General features: G+C 63.0%; 22 protein-coding genes, 1 tRNA gene and 1 pseudogene. 19 read left to right on the top strand and 5 right to left on the bottom strand.

All coding sequences use genetic code 11. The annotated features are described in order from the left end of the window. The first annotated feature begins 4 nt into the window (after positions 1–4). The 3 genes and pseudogenes from ACYX7E_RS11640 to ACYX7E_RS11630 all read left to right on the top strand — a co-directional run bounded on the left by ACYX7E_RS11640 (position 5) and on the right by ACYX7E_RS11630 (position 3,551). On the top strand, positions 5–1,846 hold the full coding sequence (locus tag ACYX7E_RS11640) for a Mur ligase family protein (protein WP_462080742.1): 1,842 nt from the start codon (positions 5–7) through the stop codon (positions 1,844–1,846). Next, positions 1,839–2,627, top strand: a pseudogene (gene trpC, locus ACYX7E_RS11635) (indole-3-glycerol phosphate synthase TrpC); the annotation flags it as partial. The gene ACYX7E_RS11640 and the pseudogene trpC, both read left to right, overlap by 8 nt. Before the next feature lie 210 nt (positions 2,628–2,837). Continuing rightward, on the top strand, positions 2,838–3,551 hold the full coding sequence (locus ACYX7E_RS11630; RefSeq protein ID WP_462080852.1) for a haloacid dehalogenase-like hydrolase: 714 nt from the start codon (positions 2,838–2,840) through the stop codon (positions 3,549–3,551). Between the two features lie 37 nt (positions 3,552–3,588). Here the strand turns inward: ACYX7E_RS11630 and ACYX7E_RS11625 are convergent, their stop codons facing one another. From ACYX7E_RS11625 to crp, 3 genes are all read right to left on the bottom strand, one after another. Next, a complete protein-coding gene (locus ACYX7E_RS11625; RefSeq protein WP_462080741.1) occupies positions 3,589–3,963 on the bottom strand; it encodes a TFIIB-type zinc ribbon-containing protein in 375 nt (124 codons plus the stop codon). 119 nt (positions 3,964–4,082) lie between these two features. Next, positions 4,083–4,556, bottom strand: a complete 474-nt coding sequence (locus tag ACYX7E_RS11620; RefSeq protein WP_462080740.1) for a GNAT family N-acetyltransferase — start codon at positions 4,554–4,556, stop codon at positions 4,083–4,085. After that, positions 4,553–5,188: a cAMP-activated global transcriptional regulator CRP gene (gene crp, locus ACYX7E_RS11615; protein WP_462080851.1), complete on the bottom strand. Its 636-nt coding sequence runs from the start codon at positions 5,186–5,188 to the stop codon at positions 4,553–4,555. Before crp ends, ACYX7E_RS11620 begins: the two co-directional genes overlap by 4 nt. A gap of 182 nt (positions 5,189–5,370) precedes the next feature. Here crp and speD point away from each other — a divergent pair, with 182 nt between their 5' ends. Next, positions 5,371–6,165, top strand: a complete 795-nt coding sequence (gene speD, locus ACYX7E_RS11610) for an adenosylmethionine decarboxylase (RefSeq protein WP_462080739.1) — start codon at positions 5,371–5,373, stop codon at positions 6,163–6,165. A 133-nt stretch (positions 6,166–6,298) separates the two neighbouring features. Here the strand turns inward: speD and coq7 are convergent, their stop codons facing one another. Further along, a complete protein-coding gene (gene coq7, locus ACYX7E_RS11605; RefSeq protein WP_462080738.1) occupies positions 6,299–6,943 on the bottom strand; it encodes a 2-polyprenyl-3-methyl-6-methoxy-1,4-benzoquinone monooxygenase in 645 nt (214 codons plus the stop codon). A 250-nt stretch (positions 6,944–7,193) separates the two neighbouring features. Between coq7 and rplM the strand changes: the two genes are divergently transcribed. The 6 genes from rplM (at position 7,194) to maiA (ending at position 10,900) form a co-directional block, all read left to right on the top strand. Continuing rightward, positions 7,194–7,622 carry a 50S ribosomal protein L13 gene (gene rplM / locus ACYX7E_RS11600; RefSeq protein WP_462080737.1) on the top strand — a complete coding sequence of 143 codons (429 nt, stop codon included), beginning with the start codon at positions 7,194–7,196 and terminating at the stop codon, positions 7,620–7,622. Between the two features lie 2 nt (positions 7,623–7,624). Beyond that, positions 7,625–8,017 (top strand): 30S ribosomal protein S9, encoded by a 393-nt coding sequence (gene rpsI, locus ACYX7E_RS11595; protein WP_462080736.1) that lies wholly within the window; start codon positions 7,625–7,627, stop codon positions 8,015–8,017. A gap of 56 nt (positions 8,018–8,073) precedes the next feature. Next, a tRNA-Gln gene (locus tag ACYX7E_RS11590) sits at positions 8,074–8,148 on the top strand. 149 nt (positions 8,149–8,297) lie between these two features. Continuing rightward, positions 8,298–9,050, top strand: a complete 753-nt coding sequence (locus tag ACYX7E_RS11585; RefSeq protein ID WP_462080735.1) for a 2OG-Fe dioxygenase family protein — start codon at positions 8,298–8,300, stop codon at positions 9,048–9,050. A gap of 70 nt (positions 9,051–9,120) precedes the next feature. After that, entirely contained in the window at positions 9,121–10,110 is a 990-nt protein-coding gene (locus ACYX7E_RS11580) for a fumarylacetoacetate hydrolase family protein (RefSeq protein ID WP_462080734.1), read from the top strand. 133 nt (positions 10,111–10,243) lie between these two features. After that, complete coding sequence (gene maiA / locus ACYX7E_RS11575) at positions 10,244–10,900, top strand: maleylacetoacetate isomerase (protein ID WP_462080733.1); 657 nt, start codon at positions 10,244–10,246, stop codon at positions 10,898–10,900. 81 nt (positions 10,901–10,981) lie between these two features. Here maiA and ACYX7E_RS11570 read toward each other — a convergent pair whose 3' ends face one another. Further along, entirely contained in the window at positions 10,982–12,082 is a 1,101-nt protein-coding gene (locus ACYX7E_RS11570) for a PilT/PilU family type 4a pilus ATPase (protein WP_462080732.1), read from the bottom strand. A gap of 92 nt (positions 12,083–12,174) precedes the next feature. Here ACYX7E_RS11570 and ACYX7E_RS11565 point away from each other — a divergent pair, with 92 nt between their 5' ends. The 9 genes from ACYX7E_RS11565 (at position 12,175) to ACYX7E_RS11525 (ending at position 23,877) form a co-directional block, all read left to right on the top strand. Further along, on the top strand, positions 12,175–12,561 hold the full coding sequence (locus ACYX7E_RS11565) for a DUF4398 domain-containing protein (RefSeq protein WP_462080731.1): 387 nt from the start codon (positions 12,175–12,177) through the stop codon (positions 12,559–12,561). Next, positions 12,558–13,196: a hypothetical protein gene (locus tag ACYX7E_RS11560; protein WP_462080730.1), complete on the top strand. Its 639-nt coding sequence runs from the start codon at positions 12,558–12,560 to the stop codon at positions 13,194–13,196. Before ACYX7E_RS11565 ends, ACYX7E_RS11560 begins: the two co-directional genes overlap by 4 nt. 431 nt (positions 13,197–13,627) lie before the next feature. Continuing rightward, positions 13,628–13,846 (top strand): YdcH family protein, encoded by a 219-nt coding sequence (locus ACYX7E_RS11555; protein ID WP_462080729.1) that lies wholly within the window; start codon positions 13,628–13,630, stop codon positions 13,844–13,846. 395 nt (positions 13,847–14,241) lie between these two features. Continuing rightward, positions 14,242–15,618: a pyridoxal-phosphate dependent enzyme gene (locus tag ACYX7E_RS11550; RefSeq protein ID WP_462080728.1), complete on the top strand. Its 1,377-nt coding sequence runs from the start codon at positions 14,242–14,244 to the stop codon at positions 15,616–15,618. Positions 15,619–15,799: 181 nt separating this feature from the next. Next, entirely contained in the window at positions 15,800–16,984 is a 1,185-nt protein-coding gene (locus ACYX7E_RS11545) for a cystathionine gamma-synthase (protein WP_462080727.1), read from the top strand. Positions 16,985–16,988: 4 nt separating this feature from the next. Next, positions 16,989–17,783: an ABC transporter permease gene (locus ACYX7E_RS11540; RefSeq protein ID WP_462080726.1), complete on the top strand. Its 795-nt coding sequence runs from the start codon at positions 16,989–16,991 to the stop codon at positions 17,781–17,783. A gap of 10 nt (positions 17,784–17,793) precedes the next feature. After that, the gene (locus ACYX7E_RS11535) at positions 17,794–19,134 is read left to right on the top strand and encodes an ABC transporter ATP-binding protein (protein WP_462080725.1); all 1,341 of its coding nucleotides are present in this window, start codon (positions 17,794–17,796) and stop codon (positions 19,132–19,134) included. Continuing rightward, positions 19,134–22,889, top strand: coding sequence for a methyltransferase domain-containing protein (locus ACYX7E_RS11530; RefSeq protein ID WP_462080724.1), 3,756 nt, complete (start codon positions 19,134–19,136; stop codon positions 22,887–22,889). The genes ACYX7E_RS11535 and ACYX7E_RS11530 overlap by 1 nt, the downstream gene beginning before the upstream one ends. A 10-nt stretch (positions 22,890–22,899) precedes the next feature. Next, entirely contained in the window at positions 22,900–23,877 is a 978-nt protein-coding gene (locus tag ACYX7E_RS11525; protein WP_462080723.1) for a GDP-mannose 4,6-dehydratase, read from the top strand. Positions 23,878–23,919 lie beyond the last annotated feature (42 nt).

Genomic DNA, 23,919 nt, shown 5'->3' with positions numbered 1-23,919 from the left:
GCCGATGCCTTCTTCATCGCAACCGCCGCCGGCCGAGCCGTTCGAGGAATCGCGCCGGCTGACCGGATTCAACGTGTATTTTTCCGGCACCGGTGCGGCGCTGGAAACCGCCGGGGGCTTGCTGGTCGAGAACGCCGCGCTCGCGCGCTGGCGGGTCAACATCGAAACCGCGCGCGCGCGGCTGGACTGGCCCGATGGCCCGATCGTCGCGCGCGTGCATCGCAGCGGCGCGTCGCTGGCCTTCCAGGCACCCCAGGACCAGTTGTACACGGCGACCGAGGTCAACGAGTGGGCCTGGTACGACGCGCTCGGCCTGATCGCGACCGCCGAGGCGGTCGGCGACACCGCTGACGACCCGCCACCCCGCCAGCACGCCGCGGCATGGCCGCGCGAGCAGGCGCTGCAGCAGTTGCAGGCGCTGGCGGCGGACGAGGCCAATCCTGCGCTATCGGCCCTGCAGCGGGCCGCCGACCAGCACGGCGTCGTGCTGCTGGCCGATGACGACATGGTCTCGCTGGGCATGGGCGTGCACAGCCAGGCTTGGCCGGTCGATGCCTTGCCGGCGGTCGACGACGTGCCGTGGGCGACGCTGCGCGCGATCCCGGCCGCGCTGGTCACCGGCTCCAACGGCAAGACCACGACGGTGAGGCTGCTGGCGGCGATGACGCGGGCGCAGGGCTGGGCGACGTCGCACAGCTGTACCGACGGCGTGTTCTTCGACGGCCAGGCGCTGGAGGCCGGAGACTTTTCCGGCCCGACCGGCGCGCGCACCGCATTGCGGCAGCCGCTGGCCGAGGCCGCGATCCTCGAGACCGCCCGCGGCGGCATGCTGCGTCGCGGTCTGGCGCTCGGGCGTGCCGACGCTGCCGTCGTCACCAATATCAGCGTCGATCATTTCGGCGAGTACGGTATCCACGATCTCGACGATCTTGCCGGCGTCAAACTGACGGTCGCGCGCGCCGTCGCGGATGCGGGCCTGCTGGTGCTCAATGCCGACGATCCGGTGCTGCAGCGGCAGGCGCCGGCGTTCGCGGGGCAGCGGCTGGCCTGGTTCGCGCTCGATGGCGCGCATCCGCGCCTGCAGGCGCACCGCGCCGAGGGCGGCACCACCGCCGGCGTCGATGATGGCCACCTGTGGCTGCATGTCGAAGGCGTCGCTCACGATCTTGGCGCCGTCGCCGACATGCCGCTGACGCTGGGCGGCCAGGCCGGCTACAACATCGCCAATGCCGCCGCCGCCGCGGCCACCGCGAGTGGACTGGGCGTCACGCCTCCGGTCATTGCCAGCGTGTTGCGCCGGTTCGGTGACGCGCGGCAGGACAATCCCGGCCGGCTGCAGCGCTGGCGCTTCGCTGCGATGGAGGTCGTCGTCGACTACGCCCACAACCCCGATGGCCTGCGCGGCCTGCTGCAGGCCGTGGGCGCGGATCGTCGCGACGGCAGGCTGGGCATCGTGGTCGGCCATGCCGGCAACCGCGAAGAGGCCGACCTGCGTGCGGTCGCCGCGACGGCCGCCACGTTCGCGCCGGAGCGGGTGCTGCTGAAGGATGTCGAGAGCTACCTGCGTGGCCGCGAGGTGGGTGAAGTCGCGCGGATCATGCACGACGAGCTGTTGCAGCGAGGGCTCGCTGCCGGGGCCATCGGCCATTGCCCAGACGAGGTCGATGCCTCGCGCAGCCTGCTGGCATGGGGCCGCGACGGCGACCTGCTGGTGTTGCCGACCTTCGACCAGGCCGCACGCGCACGCGTCGAGTGGATGCTCGAGCGCATGCTGGGCGACAATTGGCGGCCCGGCGATCCATTGCCGGACCTTCCGCCCCCCGATGGAGCTGTTCCCGATGAGTGATGTCCTGCGCACGATCCTGCAGCGCAAAGAGCAGGAAGTCGCCGAGCGTCGCCAGGCCGTACCGCTGGATGAGCTGGTCGCGCGTGCGCGCAATGCAGGCCCGACGCGCGGGTTCGCCGCTTCCATCGAGCGCCGGATTGCCGCCGGCGATGCCGCGGTGATCGCCGAGGTCAAGAAGGCCAGTCCGTCCAAGGGCGTGATCCGTCCGGATTTCCATCCCGCCCACATCGCGCGCAGCTACGAGGCCGGTGGCGCGGCCTGCCTGTCGGTGCTGACCGACGTCGATTTCTTCCAGGGCGCCGACGCCTATCTGCAGCAGGCGCGCGCCGCATGCTCGCTGCCGGTGCTGCGCAAGGATTTCACGATCGACCCCTACCAGGTCTACGAGGCGCGCGTACTGGGTGCCGACTGCATCCTGCTGATCGTGGCCGCGCTCGAAGACCGCGCGCTAGCCGAACTGTCGGAGCTGGCGCTGCGGATCGGGCTGGACGTGCTGGTGGAAGTGCACGACATCGACGAGCTCGAGCGCGCGATCCAGGTGCCGGCGCCGTTGCTGGGCATCAACAACCGCAGCCTGCGCACGTTCGAGGTGTCGCTCGACAATACGCTGGGCCTGCGCAACGCGGTGCCGCGCGATCGCCGGCTGGTGACCGAGAGTGGCATCCATACCGCAGCCGATGTCGCGCTGATGCGCGCCGCCGGCATCGACGCCTTCCTGGTCGGTGAAGCCTTCATGCGCGAGTCCGATCCGGGCGCGGCCCTGAAGCGGATGTTCTCGGCACCGCCCGTCCAGGCGGCCGAGGTGGACGCGGCATCGGCAGCGGAGTCCGGGGCAGCGGTGGTGTCGCTGGTGGCGCCTGCGGCCGCCCTGATCTCACCGACCCTGATCTCGCCGACCCTGGTCGCGCCATCGTCGACCGGGTCTGCCGCAATCGAGCCTGCCGCAGTCGAGTCGGCTGCCGGCGAGCGATCATCCGTCGCGCCTGATCCGCTGCAGGCGGCGCAGGGCGCTGCCCCTGGTGCCAGGACCGTGGTCTTCGATTTCGATCACACCCTGTACGACGGCGACTCGGGGACGCACCTGTTCACCTGGCTGATCCGCCGCAGCTGGTGGCGCACCGCGCTGGCGGTGCTGGTGGCGCCGCTGTTCGGGCTGATGATCGCGTTTCTGCCGACGCGTCGTCGTGGCATCTCGGCCTTTGTCTGGATCGGCACCGTGGGCCTGCACAGCCGCGGCTCGCTGGACGCACTGATCGACCGCTACGTGTCCACGCATGCCGAACAGATCCGGCCACGCCTGCTGCCGACGGCGTTGGAGGTCCTGCACCAGCACCGCGAGGCCGGCGACCGCGTCGTCGTGGCCACCGGCGCGCCACCGGAACTGGCCCGCGAGATCCTCGCGTTCGTGGCGCACGAGAGCGTCCCCGTCATCGGCACCGCCGTCGGACCCAAGTTCGGCGCGGTCGGGGCGACCCGGCACTGTCATGCTGAAGAGAAGATGCGGATGCTGCGCGAGCGCGGTTACGGCGAGATCGACATCGCCTATTCCGACTCGTCGGCCGACCTGCCGTTGCTGAAGGCCGCGAAGGCGCCGGTCGTCGTCAATCCCAAGGCCTCCAATGTCGACCTGTTTCGGCGCCTGCTGCCGCCCGGGACACCGATCCTCAACTGGGGCTGCCGCGACCGCGGCGGCGCACCAGTCTAGGCACCAGCCAAGCCGGCCCCCCAACCCCTCGGCCGGGTCAGAAGCGCGCGCTGACCTTGCGGTCCTTCAGCCAGTCGCCGAAGTCGTACTCGGCGAAGTCGCGGAACTCGCCGGCATCGTAGAAGCGGCCGTAGCAGTACTTGCAGCTCTCGTACCAGATATGCGGCTGGCGGGCGTCGACCATGCGCACCAGGTCGCGGGCGCCCACGCAGACCGGGCACTGGATGCGGTCGACCTGGTTGCAGCGCTCACCCTGGGACGCATCGCCGGTATCGATGGTCTCGGCGGCATCCTTCAGGTGCTCGGCTTCCCCCATCGCGAACCACATGCCCTGGCATTGCTGGCAGCGATGGGCCTGGAAGCCCTGGTGGACCACCATGTCCATGGTTCCGTGGCATTTGGGACATTGCATCGACAGGGACTCCGCAGGCAGGGCAGGGCAGGGCGAGGACGGGCCGCGCGTGGGCGGCGGCGAAGGGACGTACAGCGTAGGTGGGACCGATGACGCTGGCGCGTGCGAAACAGGCGTGCTCAGGCCTCGCCGAGGCGCTTGATGAAGCGCACGGTGCCGTCGCTGTAGCCGCAGGCCTTGTAGAACGCATGCGCATCCGAGCGCTGCGAGCCGCTGGTCAGCTCCAGCCGGGCGGCGCCGGCGACGCGTGCGCGGCGCTCGGCTTCGCGCAGCAGTTGCCGGCCCAGGCCCTGGCCCTGCGACTGCGCGGTCACGACCAGCGCCGTGATGCGACAGGTGATGGTGTCCAGCGGCAGGTAGTACATGAAATCCAGTGCAACCAGGCCGCAGACGCGGCCTTCGCTGCGTGCCACCACCAGTGCCTGGCGGTCGTTGTCGATGATGCTGCGGATACGGTTGGCGGCATCGAAGACATCGCAGGGGTAGCCCAGTTGCGACAGCAGTGCCGCGACGTCGTCGGCGTCCATCGGTGTCGCGCTGCGCAGGTCGGCGTCGGGCAGATCGCCGCGCGGAGCGAAATGCGCGACGCTCATCGGGTGCCGTACAGCACGATGGTCTTGCCGCGGGCGTGCAGCTTGCCGTCGATCTGCAGCTTCTTCAGCACGCGCCCGGCCATCTCGCGCGAGCAGCCGACCAGTCGCGCCAGCTCCTGTCGGGAGACCCGCAGCTGGGTGCCCTGCGGGTGGCTCATGGCCTCCGGCTCGCGGGTCAGGTCGTGCAGTGTCCGGGTGATGCGGTCGGTAACGTCCAGGAAGGCCAGCCGGCCGGCCTTGCGGCTGGTGTCGAGCAGGCGTCGCGACAGCTGGGCGCCGATCGCGTACATGATCGAGGTGGCGTCGTTGGTCAGCGAGCCCTCGAACAGCTGGTACAGGCGCTCATAGCTGATCTCGGCCAGTTCGCACTGGGTCCGGGTGCGCAGGATGACCTCGCGCACGTCAGACTCGATGAACAGGCCCATCTCGCCGACGAACTCCCCGGAACCGAAGTAACCCAGGATCAGTTCGCGGCCGTCCTCTTCCTCGGTGATGATGCTGACCGAGCCGCCGATGACGTAATAGAGGGTGCCTGCCGGGTCGCCCGGCCGGAAGACCTCGGTCCTGGGTGGGTAGCGGCGGCGGTGGCAGTGGGCCAGGAAGCGCTCGATAGTCGCCGGGGAAGGCGCCATCGGGTGCGCGGGACGACGAAAATTGCTGATCAGGGCCACGGGCGTCTGGTTCATGAAGAGTATGAACGGGGGAAGCGCCGAGATTAGGACGTTGTGGCACCGGTAGCAAATCCCCTGTCACCGTTCTGCAGTGGTTTGCCGCATAATTTGTCACTTCGCCCGCCGGATCTGGATCCACCATCGTGGTCAAACCGCTGCCTCGCCTGAAGCTACAGGGCTTCAACAACCTCACCAAGGCTCTGTCCTTCAATATCTACGATGTCTGCTATGCCGTCTCGGAAGAGGAGCGACAGCGCTACATCGCCTATATCGACGAGGAGTACAACGCCGATCGCCTGACCCAGATCCTGACGGATGTGGCCGAGATCATCGGTGCCAACATCCTCAACATCGCGCGCCAGGATTACGATCCGCAGGGTGCCTCGGTGACGATCCTGATCTCCGAAGAGCCGGTGATCGACAAGAAGGCGGCCGGCAAGGAAGTCATCTCCGACGCCGTGGTCGCGCACTTGGACAAGTCGCACATCACCGTCCATACCTATCCGGAGACGCATCCGGACAACGGTATCGCGACCTTCCGCGCCGACATCGACGTCGCGACCTGCGGCGTGATCTCGCCGCTGAAGGCGCTGAACTACCTGATCGAGAGCTTCGAGTCCGACATCGTCGTGGCCGATTACCGCGTGCGCGGCTTTACCCGCGACATCAAGGGCAAGAAGCACTACATCGACCACAAGATCAACTCGATCCAGGACTACCTGGCCAAGAACATCCAGTCGCGTTACGAGATGCTGGACGTCAACGTCTACCAGGAAAACATCTTCCACACGAAGATGCACCTGAAGGACTTCGACCTCGACCAGTACCTGTTCGAGGAAAAGGCCCGCAACCTGTCGTTCAAGGAGCGCATGAAGATCGAGGCGCGCCTGCGCCGCGAGATCGAAGAGCTCTACCACGGGCGCAACCTGGTCGATTGACGGAGGGCCGGGAATCGGGAATCGGAAAAGCGATCCTTGCATCCCCACCATCGCTTCAAACAGAAACGGCCTCGCATCGTGCGGGGCCGTTTCCGTATCGGAGAGCCGCTTTTGCGATTCCCGATTCCCGGCTTTAGAGCCGGTACGCGACCGCTTTCATCAGTTTGGAGGCCGTCGCCATCAGCGACGGGATCGGCTGCGGCAGGATCCGGGCCCCGGCCTGTTCGGCATGGTCGGCATGGCGGGCCTCGTCTTCCTTCATCTTGCGCAGGATGTCGCGGCTGCGCTGGTCGGCTTCCGGCAGGGTCTGCAGGTGTTCGTCGAGATGGGCTTCGACCTGGCGCTCGGTCTCGACCACGAAACCCAGGTTCCAGCCGTCGCCGCGCAGCCCGGCCAGCGTGCCCAAGGCATAACTACCGGCATACCACAACGGGTTGAACAGGCTGGGCCGGCTGTCGAGCTCGCGCAGTCGTTCGGCGCACCAGGCCAGGTGGTCGGTTTCTTCCTGCGCCGCCTCCAGCAGGTGGGCGCGCGTTTCAGGCTCGCGGGCGACCGCGGCCTGCCCGAAGTACAGCCCCTGCGCGCAGATTTCGCCGACATGGTTGATCCGCATCAGTCCGGCGGCGTGGCGGCGCTCGGTGGCATTGAGTTCGACGTCCGGGGTGTCGCGGGCCGGGTTGGGGCGCGTGGCCGGCGGGTTGCCGAACACGGTTTCCAGCGCGCGCTGGGTCTCCAGCAGGACATGGTCGAGCGGGTGGTACTGGCGTGGGGTCGCCATCGGGCAGGAACTCCTTGGGACGGCTGCGGAGCGGGGCAGGCCCGACGGATCGCAGCGGATGGGGCATGGTCGCGCCAAAGCGCCGGCGATGCCAGCCCGGCGCCGGCGGGGCTGGCCCGGACTTGCGGCACTGCGGAAGGACCTGTATAGTTCCGCGTCTTTCGTCCCGCACCTACATCGCGAGGCAACCTTCCGACGGCACCGCCGGCCGGAACCAGCCCGACCTACTCACGAGTACCAGAGTTTCGTCATGAAGACTTTCACCGCCAAGAACGAGACCGTCCAGCGCGACTGGTACCTCGTCGACGCCACCGGCAAGACGCTGGGTCGTCTGAGCTCCGAGCTCGCCCTCCGCCTCCGCGGCAAGCACAAGCCCGTTTTCACCCCTCACATCGACACCGGCGATTACATCGTCGTGATCAATGCCGAGAAGATCGTGGTGACCGGCAAGAAGCTGACCGACAAGAAGTATCACCGCTTCACCGGTCACATCGGCAACCTGAAGACCGAGACCCTGGGCCAGGCGCTTGAGCGCCATCCCGAGCGCGTCATCGAGATCGCCGTCAAGGGCATGCTGCCGAAGAACACGCTGGGCCGCGCAATGTACCGCAAGCTCAAGGTCTACAAGGGCGCCGAGCATCCGCACGCCGCACAGCAGCCGCAAGTCCTGGATATCTGATCATGGCCATTTCCCAGAATTACGGCACCGGCCGTCGCAAGTCCTCCACCGCCCGCGTGTTCCTGCGCAAGGGCACCGGCAACATCACCGTCAACGACCGTCCGCTGGACGAGTTCTTTGGCCGTGAGACCGCGCGCATGATCGTGCGCCAGCCGCTGGAGCTGACCAAGAACACCGAGAGCTTCGACATCCTCGTCACCGCTTCCGGCGGCGGCACCACCGGCCAGGCCGGTGCGATCCGCCTGGGCATCGCCCGCGCGCTGGTCGAGTACGACGAAACGTTGAAGACCGAACTGCGCAAGGCCGGGTTCATGACCCGCGACGCGCGTGAAGTCGAGCGCAAGAAGGTCGGCCTGCACAAGGCACGTCGCGCGACGCAGTTCTCGAAGCGCTGATTTTTCTTGCAGGTTTTACCGGAGGCATCGCTGCCTCCGGGTTACAATTGCTCCATAGCCCCGTCGCCAAGCGGTAAGGCACCTGACTCTGACTCAGGCATTCGGAGGTTCGAATCCTTCCGGGGCTGCCATACAGGCGTCCGGTTGCCAGATTGGCGGCCCGACGACGCGAAACCCGCCAATGGCGGGTTTTTTGCGTTTGCGGGAGCGGTCCAGTCACAGCCAGATCGGTGCCTGCCCACCATCGACATCTGTCATGTGACCAGAGGGCGCCCGCATCATGAGCCTGCCGCAAACGATTCCCGAACTTCCTTCCGATCCCGCGCTGGCCGAGTCGGTCCTGCGCGATGTGCGCGCCCGCGGTTACGCGATTGTCGCGCCGCAGACCCTGGCCGCGTTGTGCGGCGTCGAGCTGGACGCCTTCGAGCGCTTCCGCAACGACTGGGACGACCTTCCGCTCGATACCTATCTGCGCGATGGCGGCCGCTATCGCAGCCGGCGGCATTCTTGTTTCATCGCCGCGCCCGATGGTGTGCAGCAGGTGCCGCATCGCGCGCATTGGCAGTCGCAGGACTACAACGCCCTGCATGGCGGCATGCAGCGCATGTTCGAGCCGATTCGGCCGGACACGGTGTCGCAGCCCGCATGGACGGCGCTGCTGCAGGTGCTGGGCGGCCTGTGCACCGCGCTGAGCCGCGCCCAACCTTGGTATGTCGAGGCCCACCAGTTCCGGATCGACACCAGCGATGGCATCGGTCGGCCGACGCCGGAAGGCGCGCATCGCGATGGCGTCGATTTCGTGGCGGTGATCCTCATCGGGCGCGAACGCATCAAGGGCGGGGAGACGCGGGTCTTCCAGGCTGACGGTCCCGACGGCCAGCGGTTCACCCTGACCGAGCCGTGGTCGTTGCTGTTCCTCGACGACGCCCGCGTGATCCATGAGTCCACGCCGATCCAGCCGGTCGACGAGGCTGGCCATCGCGATACCCTGGTGGTCACATACCGGAGCGGCGGTTTCCAGAGCGAAGGCTGATGGCGACGGCGGCTGGCTGATTTGGTTACACTTGCAACTGTATGCCCGCAGGGGCGATCCGGAGTGGCAGATGAAGCTGGGTTCGCTGAAAGAAGGGGGGCGCGACGGCACCCTGATCGTGGTTTCCCGTGACCTGACCCGTGCCGTGCGTGCCGACGGCATCGCGCCGACGTTGCAGCGCGCGCTGGAGGACTGGTCCAACCTCGCGCCACGCCTGAATGCCTTGTCCGATGCGCTCAATGCCGGCGAGGCCGACGGCGCGTTCGCACTGGTCTTTTCCGACCTCGCCTCACCGCTACCGCGCGCCTATGAGTTCGTCGATGGCAGCGCCTACCTCCCGCATGTCGAGCGCGTCCGCCGCGCCCGTGGCGCCGAGGTGCCCGACAGCTTCTACACCGATCCGCTGATGTACCAGGCCACCAGCGCCGGCTTCCATGGGCCGCGCGATCCGGTGCGCGTGGTCAGCGAGGACTACGGCATCGACCTGGAAGCCGAAATCGTCGTCGTCACCGATGACGTACCGATGGCGGTGACGCCCGCGCAGGCGGCCGCGCATATCCAGCTCGTCGGCCTGGTCAACGACGTCTCGCTGCGCAACCTGATCCCGGGTGAGCTGGCGAAAGGCTTCGGCTTCCTGCAATCGAAGCCGCGGTCTGCCTTGAGTCCCGTGTTCGTGACGCCCGATGAGCTGGGCGATGCGTGGCGCGACAGCAAGCTGCACCTGCCGCTGCTGACCCATATCAATGGCGCATGGTTCGGCGCCCCGGAAGCGGGGGTCGACATGCAGTTCAACTTCGCGCAACTGGTGGCGCATGCCGCAAAGACGCGGCCGCTCGGCGCGGGCGCGATCGTCGGCTCCGGCACCATCGCCAATGAAGACACCAGCAAGGGCGCATCGTGTTTTGCCGAGCGCAGGACCGTCGAAACGCTCGAGCACGGCAAGGCGCTGACGCCGTTCATGTCCTTCGGCGATACCGTGCGGATCGAGATGCTCGACAGCGATGGACAGTCGATCTTTGGCGCCATCGAGCAGCGGATCGAGCAGCAAGCGACCCCTTGATGGCTGGACGTCGTGCTGGCGGTGACCAGCGGTGTGCCGTGTCCCTGCGGATCGGGCTATCGTGTTCACGTGCGCGCGGCTGCTATCGCCGCCGCTGCCGCACAGCCGCAAAGCCGCTCAGGGGGAGCGCACCGTGACCGAGTCGTTGAGCCTGTATTCCTATTGGCGTTCCAGCGCCGCCTATCGCGTGCGCATCGGGCTCAACCTGAAGGGGCTCGCGTACGACATCGTTCCCGTCCACCTGGTGCGCGATGGCGGCGAGCAGCACACGCCTGCGTACGCCACCACCAATCCGCAGAAACTCGTGCCGGTGCTGCAGCATCGCGGGCAGTCGTTGCGCCAGTCGCTGGCGATCCTGGAATACATCGACGAGCAGTGGCCGACGCCGGCATTGCTGCCCGGGGATGCGGTCGCCCGGCAGCGCGTGCGCGCGATGGCGCAACTCGTTGCCTGCGACGTGCACCCGTTGAACAACCTGCGCGTGCTGCAATTCCTCGAGCGCGACTGGAACGTCCCGCAGCCCGAGCGCGACGTCTGGGTCAGGCATTGGGTCGTGGAGGGCTTCAATGCGCTCGAAGCGCTGCTGCAACACGGGCAGGCAGGCGACTTCTGTATCGGGTCGTCACCCACGTTGGCCGACTGCTGCGTGGTGCCGCAGGTCTACAACGCCCGCAGGTTCGGCGTGGACATGGCGGTCTATCCGGCGATCGCGCGGATCGAGCGGGCCTGTCTGGCCTTGCCTGCATTCGATGCGGCGCGTCCGGAACGCCAGCCCGACGCCGCGGCCTGATCCCGCTCGCGGGCTTCGTATCGCCGCTTGCGCCGGTCGCGCGTCAGCAGGCTCGAGCGTCCGTGCGATGAGGCCGGGCTGTCAGGAAAACACCTCGGCATAGGGATCGTGCTCGCCGCTGCCGCCTTCGGACAGCCGGAACTTCAGGTCCAGGCCATCGCGTGAGTCGGCGGCGCGCAGCGCGGTCTCGCGCTCGATGCGGCCTTCCTTGTACAGGCGGAACAGGCACTGGTCGAAGGTTTCCATGCCACCTTCCAGCGACTCCTCCATCGCCTGCTTCATTTCGTGCACCTGGCCGCGGCGCAGCAGGTCGCGGATCATCGGCGTATTGAGCAGGACTTCGGTCGCCGGCATCCGGCGGTTGTCCATGCCGACCACGAGGCGCTGCGACACCACCGCGCGGAGGTTCAGCGCCAGGTTCATCAGCACGTTCTTGTGCGCGGCCTCGGGGAAGAAATTGAGGATGCGCTCGATCGTCTGGTCGGCATTGTTGGAGTGCAGTGTCGCCAGGCACAGGTGACCGGTCTCGGCGAAGGCGATCGCTGCCTCCATCGTCGTCGCATCGAGGATTTCGCCGATCAGGATGACGTCCGGCGCCTCGCGCATCGCGTTCTTCAGCGCATTGTGGAAGGCATGGGTGTCGAGCCCGACCTCGCGCTGGTTGACGATGGATTTCTTGTGCCGGTGCAGGTACTCGATCGGATCCTCGATGGTGAGGATGTGCCCGGGCGTGTTGCTGTTGCGGTGGTCGATCATCGATGCCAGCGTGGTCGACTTGCCCGATCCGGTGGAGCCCACGATCAGCACCAGCCCACGCGGGGCCATGATGATCTCCTTGAGCACCTGCGGCAGCTGCAGTTCCTCGATGGTCGGGATGGCGCTGCGGATCGCGCGGATCACCATGCCCACTTCGCCGCGCTGCCTGAACACGTTGACGCGGAAGCGGCCGGAGTCCTGCAGCGACAGCGCCATGTTGAGTTCCAGGTCGCGCTCGAACTGCGAGACCTGGCCTTCGTCCATCAACGAATAGGCGATCTTCTTGACCATGCCGGGGGGGAGCCCGGTGTTGCCCAGCGGATACAGCTTGCCCTCGACCTTGATATAGACCGGCGCACCCGTGGTGAGGAACATGTCGGACGCATTCTTTTCCGTCATCAGCTTCAGGAAATAGCCGATGTCCATGTACAAACCCCCAATGACGGCGCGCGATCATTGCGATCCGGGCCGCGGCTGATGACAATGTCCGGGCAACCCACAACCCGCACGGACCCCCAATGAGAGCAAGCTTCGCACAATTTGGTTCGCTGCTGCAGGCATCGGTGTTCGGATGCGTGCTGGCGCTCACGGCTTGCGCGACGCTGCCGCCGCCGACCTCGGAATTGAACGCCGCGCAGCAGTCGCTAGCGCGTGCGGTCGATGCCGACGCCGACCAGTACGCCGGTGACGAACTCAGCCGCGCACAGGCGCTGTTGTCGCAGGCACAGTCGGCAATGGCGGCTGGGAAGCAGGAGGAGGCACGGGGGCTGGCCAATCGCGCCGCCGCCGCCGCCGACCTTGCCAATGCGCGCAGCCGCGACGCGGCCGCCAATACCGAGCTTGCGCAGCGCCGCAACGAGATCAACGATCTGCGCCGCCGCCTCCAGGGAGACGCTTCGCCATGACCACCCGTTCGAGATTTCCCCGCCTGATCGTCCCGCGTGCCGTGGCCTCGGGCCTGCTGGCCGCCCTGGTTTTGGCCGGCGCGCCGATGGCCTCTGCGGCCGATGCCCCCAACCCCGACGCGGCCCGCCTGTCGCAGCGGCTTCAGGTCATCGAGGCCGACGCCAGCCTGAATGCCCTGGCCTCCTATGAGCGGCTGCAGGCGCGGCAGGCCATCGATGCCCTGGTGCAGGCGCGCAGCAAGGCGCGCCCCGATGCGCTGCAGGTCGCCGAATGGCGGGTCGAAGCGGCCGAAATCGCCGTCCAGACCCAGGTCACCCGGCGCGAAATCGACCGACTCGATCGCGAACGCAGCGAGCTGCTGGTCGAAGCCAGTCGTCGTGAAGCTTCGCGCGCGCGCCAGGAAGCCGAGCGCCTGCGCGTCCAGGCGCAGATCCAGGCTGAGGAGGCCCAGCGTCTGCGCCAGGCAGCCGAAGAGGAAGCCGCCGCCCGTCAGGAGGCCGAGACCGTGCTGCAGGGCGTGGCCGGCGACCAGGCCGCCAAGCTGCGCGCTGCCCGCCAACGGGCGGCCGAACTCAAGCGCCAGGAAGAGGCCTTGATGAAGAGCCTGGAGAACGACAGCGGCAACAAGCGCTGAGCGATCGCCGGACGCACGGCTGGCCATCGTCGAGCGTCAGCGCTGTTATTAAAATTTAATTAATTCAATGCGTTGCGCACGTTTTTTCGTGCCTGGCCAAGCATCGATCTGCGCAATCCAGATCCTGAATACGTCAAGCTGAATCCCTCCATCGGCGTCAGATCAGGACTTTGCGGGATGCCCTTGCCGGCCGTGATCGGGAAGAGTAGGGTCGGTTATCCAGGCGGCAGACATTCTTTCGCAAGCCGTCCTGGAGACCAGAGCCAGACCCATGACAGAAACTTCTGACCTGCCAAGCCGGACCGCCTACGGATCACAGATCCGGGCGGATCGGGTGGGTGAAGGGTCGGGTGTTCGCGGTCTGGTGTCACACGAAAAGCGCCCCGTGCCGTAAATGGCCGGGGCGTTCGCATTTCAGCCAGGAGGAATCCATGTTTGAAGGGCAATCACAGGCGGAACTGGACGTGCTGATCAAGGGCAACAGCGAATTCAAGCAGCTGTACCAACGGCACAAGGAACTCAACAAGAAGGTGATGGATGCGGACCTGGGCGTCCTGCCCATCGACGACGTCACCCTGACCCAGATGAAGCGTGAAAAGCTTGCGGCCAAGGATCGCCTGACCCGGCTTTACGACACCCTCCAGCACTGACCGCTGCAGGGCTGCCGGCGGCCCTGTGAGCGGGCGGCCGGCGGGACTCCACTCCCCCTTATCTCCGACAATTCCCGTTTCTGTTCCAACGAGTTCTGTTCCAAACTGCTTCTGTTCCAGGCTGCTACGGCACCCGCCGGGCAGTGCAGTTCAACCCGTCTTGTTTCGACAAGCGACAGCGTCAGTGAACGCCATCGGCGCCTCACTGAACGAAGCGAGCCTTTCCAGTACTCCTGCCGGAGCCGCTGATCAGGTGTTCTAGTCGCTGGCGGCGGTGGCCATCCTCGTCGGTCACCGCCGCCAGCGTGCTGTTTCGGGGGCGTATGTGCCGGTGCATGTCCCGTCAGCGTGGCAATGCGATAATCGCGCCACTTTCCAAGCCCGCGACTGCCAGCATGCCCATCCGCAACTCCGTCCTCGAACTCGTGGCCGATACGCCCATCGTCAAGGCCCAGCGCCTCGATGCCGGCGTTTGCGAGCTGTACTTCAAGCTGGAAAGCCAGAATCCCGGCGGCTCCATCAAGGACCGCATCGGCCTGAGCATGATCGAAGCCGCCGAGCGGCGCGGCGACATCCAACCCGGCGCGACCCTGGTCGAAGGCACGGCCGGCAACACCGGTATCGGCCTGGCGCTGGTGGCGCAGCAGAAGGGCTACAAGCTGGTCCTTGTCGTACCTGACAAGATGAGCCGCGAAAAGATCTTCAACCTCAAGGCCATGGGGGCCGAGGTCGTGTTGACCCGCTCCGACGTCGCCAAGGGGCATCCCGAGTACTACCAGGACCTGGCCGAGCGTATCGCCAGCGAGACCCCTGGCGCCTATTTCATCAACCAGTTCGGCAACCCGGACAACCCGGCCGCGCACGAGTTCGGCACCGGCCCCGAGATCCTGCGGCAGATGGCCGAGGTCGGGGGGCTGGACGCGATCGTCTTCGGCTGTGGCAGCTCGGGCACGATGACCGGCCTGTCGCGCTGCTTCGCCGAGCATGCCCCCGGCATCGAGATGGTGCTGGCCGATCCGGTTGGCTCGATCCTGGCCGAATACATCAACGAAGGCACGCTCAGCGAGAAGTCCGGCAGCTGGCTGGTCGAGGGCATCGGCGAGGATTTCCTGCCGTCGATCTCCGACTTCAGCCGCGTCAAGCAGGCCTACGCCATCAGCGACCAGGAGAGCTTCCTCGCAGCGCGCGAACTGCTGCGTGCCGAAGGCATTTTCGGCGGCTCCTCGACCGGCACCTTGTTGGCCGCTGCACTGAAATACTGCCACGCGCAGACCACGCCGAAGAAGGTGCTGGTCTTCGTCTGCGACACCGGCAACAAGTACCTCAGTAAGCTCTACAACGATTACTGGATGCTCGACAACGGCTTCATCGAGCGCGAGCAGCATGGCGACCTGCGTGACCTGATCCTGCGACCGTATTCCCAGCGCGATACCGTGGTGCTGGCGCCGACCGACCTGCTGGTCACCGCCTACCAGCGCATGAAGCTTTACGAGATCTCCCAGCTGCCAGTGATGGAGGGCGACCAGATCGTCGGCATCCTCGACGAGAGCGACGTGCTGTTGCACGTCTATGGCGATGAAACCCTGTTCCGCGACCCGGTCGCAACCGCGATGGTCCGCAAACTCGACATCCTCGATGTCAAATCCCCGGTGGAGTCCCTGCTGCCGGTCTTCGATCGCGGCCATGTCGCGATCATCGTCGACGGTCCGCGCTTCCTCGGTCTGATTACCCGGATCGACCTGCTGAATTGGCTGCGCCGCAGGGTCCAGTGAAGATCCTGTGATGTGGGCCGCATAACGGATGCGCTGGCGACAATTATTCAGGCGGCAGATAGTTGCCGCCCGGGCCGTGGCCAGCCGCCGCTGAACAGTCGGCCTGCGGGTCGTCGGAAGCGGCGGGGCGACGTTGGCCCGGTGCTAGAATCCATGCCCTGTTTGAATGGATTTCTAACCCATGACCGACGACCGTAACGCGGCCGACACGGCGCAGTGGGGGCTCGGGACCAAGGCCATCCACGCCGGCCAATCTCCCGACCCGAGCACGGGCGCGGTGATGCCACCGATCTACGCGACCTCGACGTATGCCCAGGCCAGCCCTGGCGTGCACCAGGGCTTCGAGTATTCGCGCACGCACAACCCCACGCGCTTCGCCTACGAGCGATGCGTGGCCGGACTCGAGGGCGGATCCCGCGGCTTCGCTTTCGCTTCCGGCATGGCCGCGACGTCGACCCTGCTGGAACTGCTCGACAGCGGCGATCACGTCGTCGCAATGGACGACATCTACGGCGGCAGCTACCGGTTGTTCGAACGCGTACGCCGGCGCAGTGCTGGTCTCCACTTCAGCTTCGTCGATCTGACCGACCTGGCTGCGTTCGAAGCCTCGTTCACGTCGAAGACCAAGCTGGTCTGGATCGAGACCCCGACGAACCCGATGCTGAAGATCGTCGACATCCGCGCCGTCGCCGACATCGCGCACAAGCGCGGATTGCTCGTCGTCGTCGACAACACCTTCGCCTCGCCAATCGTGCAGCGGCCGCTGGAGCATGGTGCCGACGTCGTCATGCACTCGGCGACCAAGTACCTCAACGGCCACTCCGACATGGTCGGCGGCATGCTGGTGGTCGGCGACAACAGCGAGCTCGGTGAGCAGTTGGCCTTCCTGCAGAACTCGATCGGCGCGGTCCAGGGGCCGTTTGACAGCTTCCTCGCACTCCGCGGCCTGAAGACGCTGCACCTGCGCATGAAAGCGCACTGCGAAAACGCCCAGGCGCTGGCCGAATTCCTGCAGACGCACCCCGCGATCGAAGACGTCATCTATCCCGGGCTGCCCACACACCCGCACCACGCGCTGGCCAAGCGCCAGATGGACGGCTTCGGCGGCATCATCTCGATCCGCATCAAGGGCGGGTTCGAAGCGGCCAAGCGCTTCTGCGAACGCACCGAACTGTTCACCCTGGCCGAATCACTCGGTGGTGTCGAAAGCCTGGTCAATCATCCTGCAGTGATGACGCATGCATCGATCCCGATTGAGCGACGGGAGGTGTTGGGGATTTCCGACAACCTGGTGCGGTTGAGCGTGGGGGTGGAGGATTTGGGGGATCTGCTGGTCGATATCAAGAAGTCGCTTGCCAAGGAATAATGACTTGAGTCTGCTATCGGCCTTCGGAATGCATCGATCACTTGCATTCGAACTAACGCGTCGTGAGGTTTTGGGGCGCTATCGTGGTGCAAGTTTCGGGCTGTTGTGGTCCCTGATCAGTCCGTTCCTGATGCTGTTGGTCTATACCCTGGCATTTGGCTTCATCATGAAGAGTCGCTGGCCAGGGACGTCAGGATCGACGACTGCTTTCGCCCTCGTGCTTTTTGCAGGATTGACGACGCACGGCTTCTTCGCGGAGTGCCTGACGCGGGCTCCCCAGCTGATCGTGGGCAATGCGTCATACGTCAAACGCGTGGTCTTTCCCCTGGATGTGCTGGGTTGGAGCATGGTGTTTTCCGCAGCCTTTCATCTCTGCATGAACATCGTGGTGTTGTTGTTGATGCAATGGTTCTGGGGCGGTGGGTTGCATGCGACATCATTCCTGTTGCCGATCGTCCTGCTGCCGTTGCTGATCCTCAACGTAGGGATCGTCTGGATCCTCTCAGCGCTGGGTGTTTTCTTGCGCGACATCGGTCAGATCGCTGGCGTAGTCGCGGCCGCCGCGTTGTTCCTGTCTTCCGCCATCATCCCCGTCGAGGCCGTTCCCGAGAGTTATCGGATCGTTTTCGAGCTCAATCCGCTTACCTTGATCATCAACCAGGTGCGCGAAGTGGTCATCTGGGGGCGAATGCCCGACTGGTCGGCGCTTGGAGTGTATAGCCTGATAGCGGTCGCCGTGGCGATTGCGGGGCACGCGCTCTTCCAGAAGCTCCGCAAGGGGTTTGCCGATGTGCTCTGATTCTTCGCCGATGGAGGCCGACGTCGTGATCTCGGTCGCGGGTTGCGGAAAGTCTTACCACATGTACGAGCGTCCATCGCATCGGTTATGGCAGTCGCTGATGGGCAAGAGGAAGTCGTTCTACCGCGATTTCTGGGCACTTCGTGATGTCTCGTTGGATGTCCGGCGTGGCGAGACGGTCGGCATCATTGGCCGGAATGGCTCCGGCAAGTCGACGCTGTTGCAAATGATTGCCGGAACATTGACGCCAACGACTGGAACCGTTGGCGTCAAAGGGCGCGTGGCAGCCTTGCTTGAGCTCGGGAGCGGTTTCAATCCCGAGTTCACCGGCAGGGAGAACGTGTACCTGAATGCCGCGATCCTGGGCATGCGGCGAGACCAGATAGAAGCAAGGATGGAGAGCATCCTGGCGTTTGCCGAGATCGGGGAATTCATCGATCAGCCCGTGCGCAGCTACTCAAGCGGGATGGCAGTCCGGCTTGCATTCGCCGTGATGGCGCACGTGGATGCGGAAATCCTGATCATCGACGAAGCGCTGGCCGTTGGCGACGCCTTTTTCTCCCAGAAGTGCATGCGCTTCCTGAGGAAATTCAAGGAAACAGGAACCCTGTTGTTCGTGAGCCATGATGCCGCTGCCGTGGTGAATTTGTGCGAGCGAGCGGTGTGGCTGGAGAATGGCGTGCTTCGCTTGCAGGGAGCCTCGCAGGATGTCATGGAGGCCTACATGACGGAGCAGCACGTCGTGTCCAGGCAAGATGCCGGCGGGCGCGTCGAAGTGAAAGCGGGCCAACGTGCCGTCCGGGCGGACGCGCCGGATTTTCGTGCCGACGACTTCAAGGAGGCGGGCGTGCTCAATCGCATGGCGATTTTCGAGTTCGACGCCGAGATGCTGGGGATGGAGTTCGGTGCACGAGGGGCCCGTATCGAGCACGTCCAGCTGTGTGACCAGGCTGGGCAGCGAATCTCGGTTCTCGAAGGTGGTGAAGTCGTCAGGCTGTCCGTCGATGTTCGATTGATCGAGGACCTCCAGGATCTCATCGTCGGGTTCTACGTGAAAGATCGTTTGGGGCAGCGCTTGTTCGGCGACAACACATTTTTTGCCTACAGGAAATCGCCTCTCTCGGGAAAGGCGGGCGCGCGATTGCGGGCGGCATTTACATTCCGCATGCCGATCATGCCTTCAGGGTCTTATATGGTAGATGTCGCAGTGGCATCAGGCGATCAGGCCGAACATACACAGCAGCACTGGATTCACGATGCGCTTGAATTCAGGGCAATGGATGAAACGATGCGACACGGGCTGGTCGGACTTCCCATGCTCGCCATCGAGGCAGGGGTTGTCGAGTCATGATGGAATTCACCGGTGAAAGGTTCGTGCCAACGGAGCATGGCGAGATCAGGCAAGAGCACCTGCATCGTTATGCGTGGTGTCTTCCCGCTGTCGCAGGCTTGGATGTGCTGGACATTGCCAGCGGGGAAGGGTACGGAAGCTCGATGTTGGCCGAAACCGCGAGATCTGTCCTCGGCGTGGACATCAGTGGCGAGGCTGTCGCGCATGCCTTGGAAAAGTACGGCGGAAGGGGGAATTTGAGTTTTGTTAGAGGGTCTGCTGCTGAAATTCCAGCTGCAGCGGGGAGTTTCGATGTGGTGGTCTCTTTCGAGACGATTGAGCATCTGATCGAGCAGGAGCAAATGCTCGATGAAATCAAGCGAGTGCTGAGGCCCGACGGATTTCTTGTTATTTCCTCGCCTAACAAAGAAGTATATTCGGAACAGTCGGGGCATCACAATGAGTTTCATCTAAAAGAGCTTGAGTTGGAAGAGCTAACAGCTCTTCTCGTGAAAAGGTTTCCTGCTGTAAAGATGTTCGGGCACCGTTTGGCAGTCGCTTCGACTATCTCAGGCGCTGACCTTGGTATTCAGTACGAAACGATGCGTCCATTATCGGATACTGGGATCTCCGTCGAGAAGCGCTCGCCGAGGCTTGTTGATCCTGTGTATTACATTGCGCTTGCCTCGAGCGAGGAAGTATTTCTACCGAAGATGGAGCCTTCCGTGCTTCACTCCGAGTGTGAAGACCTCTATCAGCGGCATCGCGAAGTTGCTCGCTGGGCCCAGTCTCTTGACAGGGAGATTAATCGTTTGGGCGAAGTTGTCCATAAAGAACAGCTCCACGCTCAGGAGTGCGTTAACTGGGCTCTTTCCGCTGAAAAACAGTTCGAAGAGATTCGAGACCGCCATGAAGTCTTGCGACAAGAGCGGCAATCAATTGTTGAATGGGGGCAAGCATTGGATGCTGAGCTGGCGGCTGTCCGTCATCGATATGATGAGCTTTCCAAGCAGCATGAAGAGAGAGGGGTATGGGCGATCGATTTGAATGAACAGCTAGCGACTGTCCGTCATCGATACGGCGAGCTTTCCAAGCAGCATGAAGAGAGAGGGGTATGGGCGATCGATTTGAATGAACAGCTGGCGACTGTCCGTCATCGATACGGCGAGCTTTCCAAGCAACATGAAGAAAGAGGGGTGTGGGCGGCCAGCTTGAATGAAGAACTGGCAGCGCTTGGAAAGAGCTATTCAGAGCAGCAGCTTGTTCTTGAAGCTAGGAATGGCTTGGCAGAAGAGCTGTCGAGCCAGCTAGCGTCGCTGCATGAAAGTGTGGTTGCCCTTCAGAGGGAAAGTGAAGAGGAGCGCTTCCTGGGAAGGAGGCGCATGGCTGCTCTAGAAGAGGCGGCGGCTCTCGAGACCGATTCTCTGAAATCAAGATTGTCTGGGTACGAGTCGGAGATTCTCGAGAAAAGACAGGATTTAAAAAGGGCTCAGCAGGTCAATCGCGATCTTGAGCGAACGCTGGTCGAGATTCTTAAGTCGCGTTCTTGGTTGTGGACACGCCCCTTGCGTTTTATGGGAAGAATGGCTCGCGGAGAGTGGGGGGCGGTCGTTGCTTCTCTTCGAAACTCCGCCTGGTCCCGGTTATCGATATCAAGGGCTCTTCGGGTGCCGGTGAAGAACTGGTTGATGCGAAAGTCCAGAGGGGATGTTCTTCCTGTGGAGAATCTCTCGCTTGTGGCGGTTGAGGCCGATGGCGATCGGGCGCTCTCGGAGGTGTCGTTTGATATCGTGAAAGATCCTGTTGTTTCCATAATTATTCCGACTTACGGGAATTTAAATTACAGCCTCGCGTGCGTGAGATCCGTTTCCAAGTGGGGGGCTGAGGCGAGTTTTGAGGTGATAGTCGTCGAGGATGCGTCCGGCGATACCGGTATTGACCTTTTGGCGCGAGTTCCCGGGCTGAGATTTCACAAGAACGCGAAGAACTTGGGGTTCCTGTTGTCGTGCAACAGCGCCCTTCAGTTGGCGCGTGGTGAATTCGTTTGCTATCTAAATAACGATACCGAAGTTACTGAAGGATGGCTTGATGCATTGGTTGATGTGTTTCGTGCCAATGATGATGCTGGCCTAGTGGGTTCCAAGTTGATCTATCCAGACGGAAGGTTGCAGGAGGCCGGGGGTATTGTCTGGTCGGACGCGAGCGCTTGGAACTTTGGTAGGTTGGGAGATCCTTCGGAGTCGCGATACAACTATCTGCATGAGGTTGACTACGTATCCGGTGCAGCCATCATGGTTCCGCGTGCTTTACTAGAGGATATGGGAGGCTTTGATACGCACTTCCTTCCTGCTTATTGCGAAGACACCGACCTGGCATTCCGTATTCGTCAACGGGGGGGCAAGGTTTATCTTCAGCCCCGCTCCGTCGTCGTTCATCATGAGGGCGTGTCACACGGCACAGATACCGGGAGTGGAGTAAAAGCGCATCAGGTGACCAATCAGGCGAAGTTCCTCGAGCGCTGGCGGTCCGTTCTTGAGCGAGAACAATTCGTTAATGCAGAGCTTCCTTTTCTTGCTCGGGATAGGTCACAACTCAAGAAAACTATTTTGGTGATTGATCACTACGTTCCGCAAGGTGATCGTGATGCGGGCTCTAGGACGATGTGTCAGTTCATGTCGCTCTTCCAGAAGATGGGGATGTCAGTCAAGTTGTGGCCAGAAAATCTTTGGTTCGATCCTGTGTACACGCCCCGTTTGCAGGAAGCGGGAGTCGAGGTCATGTATGGTCCCGAGTACGGCGGCAATTTCGATAAATGGATTCGAGAAAACGGTGCTTGCATCGACTATGTCTTGCTGAGTCGACCGCATATTTCCGTGCAGTTTGTCGATTCTCTGAGGCGATTCACGGACGCCCCCCTGATTTATTACGGGCATGACATCCATCATGCTCGATTGTCTGCACAGATTGATGTGAATGGGTGGGATGAAGGTCTTCATCTGGAGATGAAGAAAATGAAAGCCCTAGAGGAAAAGGTGTGGAGTTTGGTGGATACCATCTACTACCCTTCAGATCTCGAGGTTCGCTTTGTTGAGGATTGGTTGCGTTCCAAGGAGTTGACGTCGACCAAGACGTTCACGATTCCCGTCTATGCGTTCGACAGTTTTCCCGAAGAGCCGGAAGGAAACTTGGCTGATCGGTCGGATCTTCTCTTTGTGGCAGGCTTCAGTCATGGGCCCAATGGCGATGCAGCGGTCTGGTTTGTCCACGAGGTTCTGCCGATCATTCTTGCTGCGGAGCCGAACCTAAGGCTGCATTTGGTCGGTTCTAATCCGACGGAGGCCGTTCGTGAGCTGGCTGGCCCGGCGGTTCGTGTTGCTGGCTTCGTGAGCGACGAAGAGCTTGCAAATTTCTACATGAGTAGTCGAGTAGTGGTGGCGCCTCTGCGCTATGGCGGTGGCATGAAGGGAAAGGTTGTGGAGGCGATGCGCTTCGGTGTCCCGATTGTGACATCGGGTGCTGGCGCGCAAGGCCTGGATACTGCATTGCATTTCCTTGCGGTGAGTGATTCGCCAAAAGGCTTCGCTGACGAAGTGTTGAAGTTGCTGCGGGATGATGTCGAGTGGTCGCGTGTTTCGGCTGCTGCGCAGGAATTTGCCAGGGCTAGATTTTCGGAAAAGGCCCTCTGGAATGTTGTGTCGATTGACGTGGATCCGAGCGAGTACGCCGATGTCCACTCCAGGCGCGTGAAAATAGAGCGGTTCAAGGAAAGGATCTGAGGGCAAGAAAATGAAAGTACTCGTTCTAGGTGCCACTGGTTTTGTAGGAAGTTACTTGACGGAGCGCGCCATCTCGGCGGGGCATGATGTGTTGGGGACGAGTTACAACCCTACGATCGATGCCAGGGATTGGGCTTCATTTCAAGATCGCTTGGTTCGCGTCGATATAAGGTACCGTGAGCAGACGGATTCCGTGATTGCGGGATTTCGTCCTGATGTGATCTATCTTCTTTCTGCTCAGAGTTATCCTGCCCTGTCGTGGGCGTCCCCGTTGGAGACCCTCGATACCAATGTGCTGGGAACCGCCAACGTATTCGAATCAGTTCGCGCTGCCGGGATCGATCCAGTTGTCGTCGTGGCTTGCTCCAGCGCACAGTACGGAGAGGTGGCCGCGACCGATATTCCGGTAAGAGAGGAGCACCCCTTGCGCCCTCTGCATCCATACGGGATCAGCAAAGTTGCCACCGAGATGCTGGCGCTTCAATATTGGTCAAACTGGAGAATACGAAGCGTTTGTGCGCGCATATTCAACACCACGGGGGCGCGTAAATCAGGAGATGTTTGTGCGGATCTCACTCAGCGAGTGGCTAGGATCGAGGCAGGACAGATTCCTGCGATTTTGAAAGTTGGCAATCAGGAGACTTGGCGCGCGATTACTGATGTGCGTGACTTGGCTGCTGCATTGGAATTGCTTGCCATGAATGGCGAGGCGGGCGGTGTCTACAATGTCAGTGGATCGAAAACGTATCAGATTCGGGAGTTGGTGGAGCGGGTGGTTTCAATGGCTCGCGTTCCTATTACCGTTGAAACGGATTCGGCTCTTCTTCGGCCCAGCGATGAGAAGGTGATTTTTGGGGACTCCTCTCGCCTAGTTTCCTGTACTGGATGGACGCAAAAAATAGATATTGGAGTTACGCTCAGCGACATGATTGCGTACTGGCGTCGAATTCTTGATGTTGAGGTGTTACGACATGATCGTACGGTCTAGGGCACCATTGAGGCTGGGACTCGCAGGGGGTGGATCGGATGT

This window comes from Luteimonas sp. RIT-PG2_3 (assembly GCF_054902115.1).
Note: the sequence above shows the minus strand (reverse complement) of the source record. Positions and strands in the feature narration are given on the sequence as shown.

Coding starts and splice junctions, on each gene's coding strand:
- ACYX7E_RS11640 (WP_462080742.1), top strand. CDS start 5: ATGCCTTCTTCATCGCAACCGCCGCCGGCCGAGCCGTTCGAGGAATCG.
- ACYX7E_RS11625 (WP_462080741.1), bottom strand. CDS start 3,963: ATGCAATGTCCCAAATGCCACGGAACCATGGACATGGTGGTCCACCAG.
- ACYX7E_RS11620 (WP_462080740.1), bottom strand. CDS start 4,556: ATGAGCGTCGCGCATTTCGCTCCGCGCGGCGATCTGCCCGACGCCGAC.
- crp (WP_462080851.1), bottom strand. CDS start 5,188: ATGGCGCCTTCCCCGGCGACTATCGAGCGCTTCCTGGCCCACTGCCAC.
- coq7 (WP_462080738.1), bottom strand. CDS start 6,943: ATGGCGACCCCACGCCAGTACCACCCGCTCGACCATGTCCTGCTGGAG.
- rplM (WP_462080737.1), top strand. CDS start 7,194: ATGAAGACTTTCACCGCCAAGAACGAGACCGTCCAGCGCGACTGGTAC.
- rpsI (WP_462080736.1), top strand. CDS start 7,625: ATGGCCATTTCCCAGAATTACGGCACCGGCCGTCGCAAGTCCTCCACC.
- ACYX7E_RS11585 (WP_462080735.1), top strand. CDS start 8,298: ATGAGCCTGCCGCAAACGATTCCCGAACTTCCTTCCGATCCCGCGCTG.
- ACYX7E_RS11580 (WP_462080734.1), top strand. CDS start 9,121: ATGAAGCTGGGTTCGCTGAAAGAAGGGGGGCGCGACGGCACCCTGATC.
- ACYX7E_RS11570 (WP_462080732.1), bottom strand. CDS start 12,082: ATGGACATCGGCTATTTCCTGAAGCTGATGACGGAAAAGAATGCGTCC.
- ACYX7E_RS11565 (WP_462080731.1), top strand. CDS start 12,175: ATGAGAGCAAGCTTCGCACAATTTGGTTCGCTGCTGCAGGCATCGGTG.
- ACYX7E_RS11560 (WP_462080730.1), top strand. CDS start 12,558: ATGACCACCCGTTCGAGATTTCCCCGCCTGATCGTCCCGCGTGCCGTG.
- ACYX7E_RS11555 (WP_462080729.1), top strand. CDS start 13,628: ATGTTTGAAGGGCAATCACAGGCGGAACTGGACGTGCTGATCAAGGGC.
- ACYX7E_RS11550 (WP_462080728.1), top strand. CDS start 14,242: ATGCCCATCCGCAACTCCGTCCTCGAACTCGTGGCCGATACGCCCATC.
- ACYX7E_RS11545 (WP_462080727.1), top strand. CDS start 15,800: ATGACCGACGACCGTAACGCGGCCGACACGGCGCAGTGGGGGCTCGGG.
- ACYX7E_RS11535 (WP_462080725.1), top strand. CDS start 17,794: ATGGAGGCCGACGTCGTGATCTCGGTCGCGGGTTGCGGAAAGTCTTAC.
- ACYX7E_RS11530 (WP_462080724.1), top strand. CDS start 19,134: ATGGAATTCACCGGTGAAAGGTTCGTGCCAACGGAGCATGGCGAGATC.
- ACYX7E_RS11525 (WP_462080723.1), top strand. CDS start 22,900: ATGAAAGTACTCGTTCTAGGTGCCACTGGTTTTGTAGGAAGTTACTTG.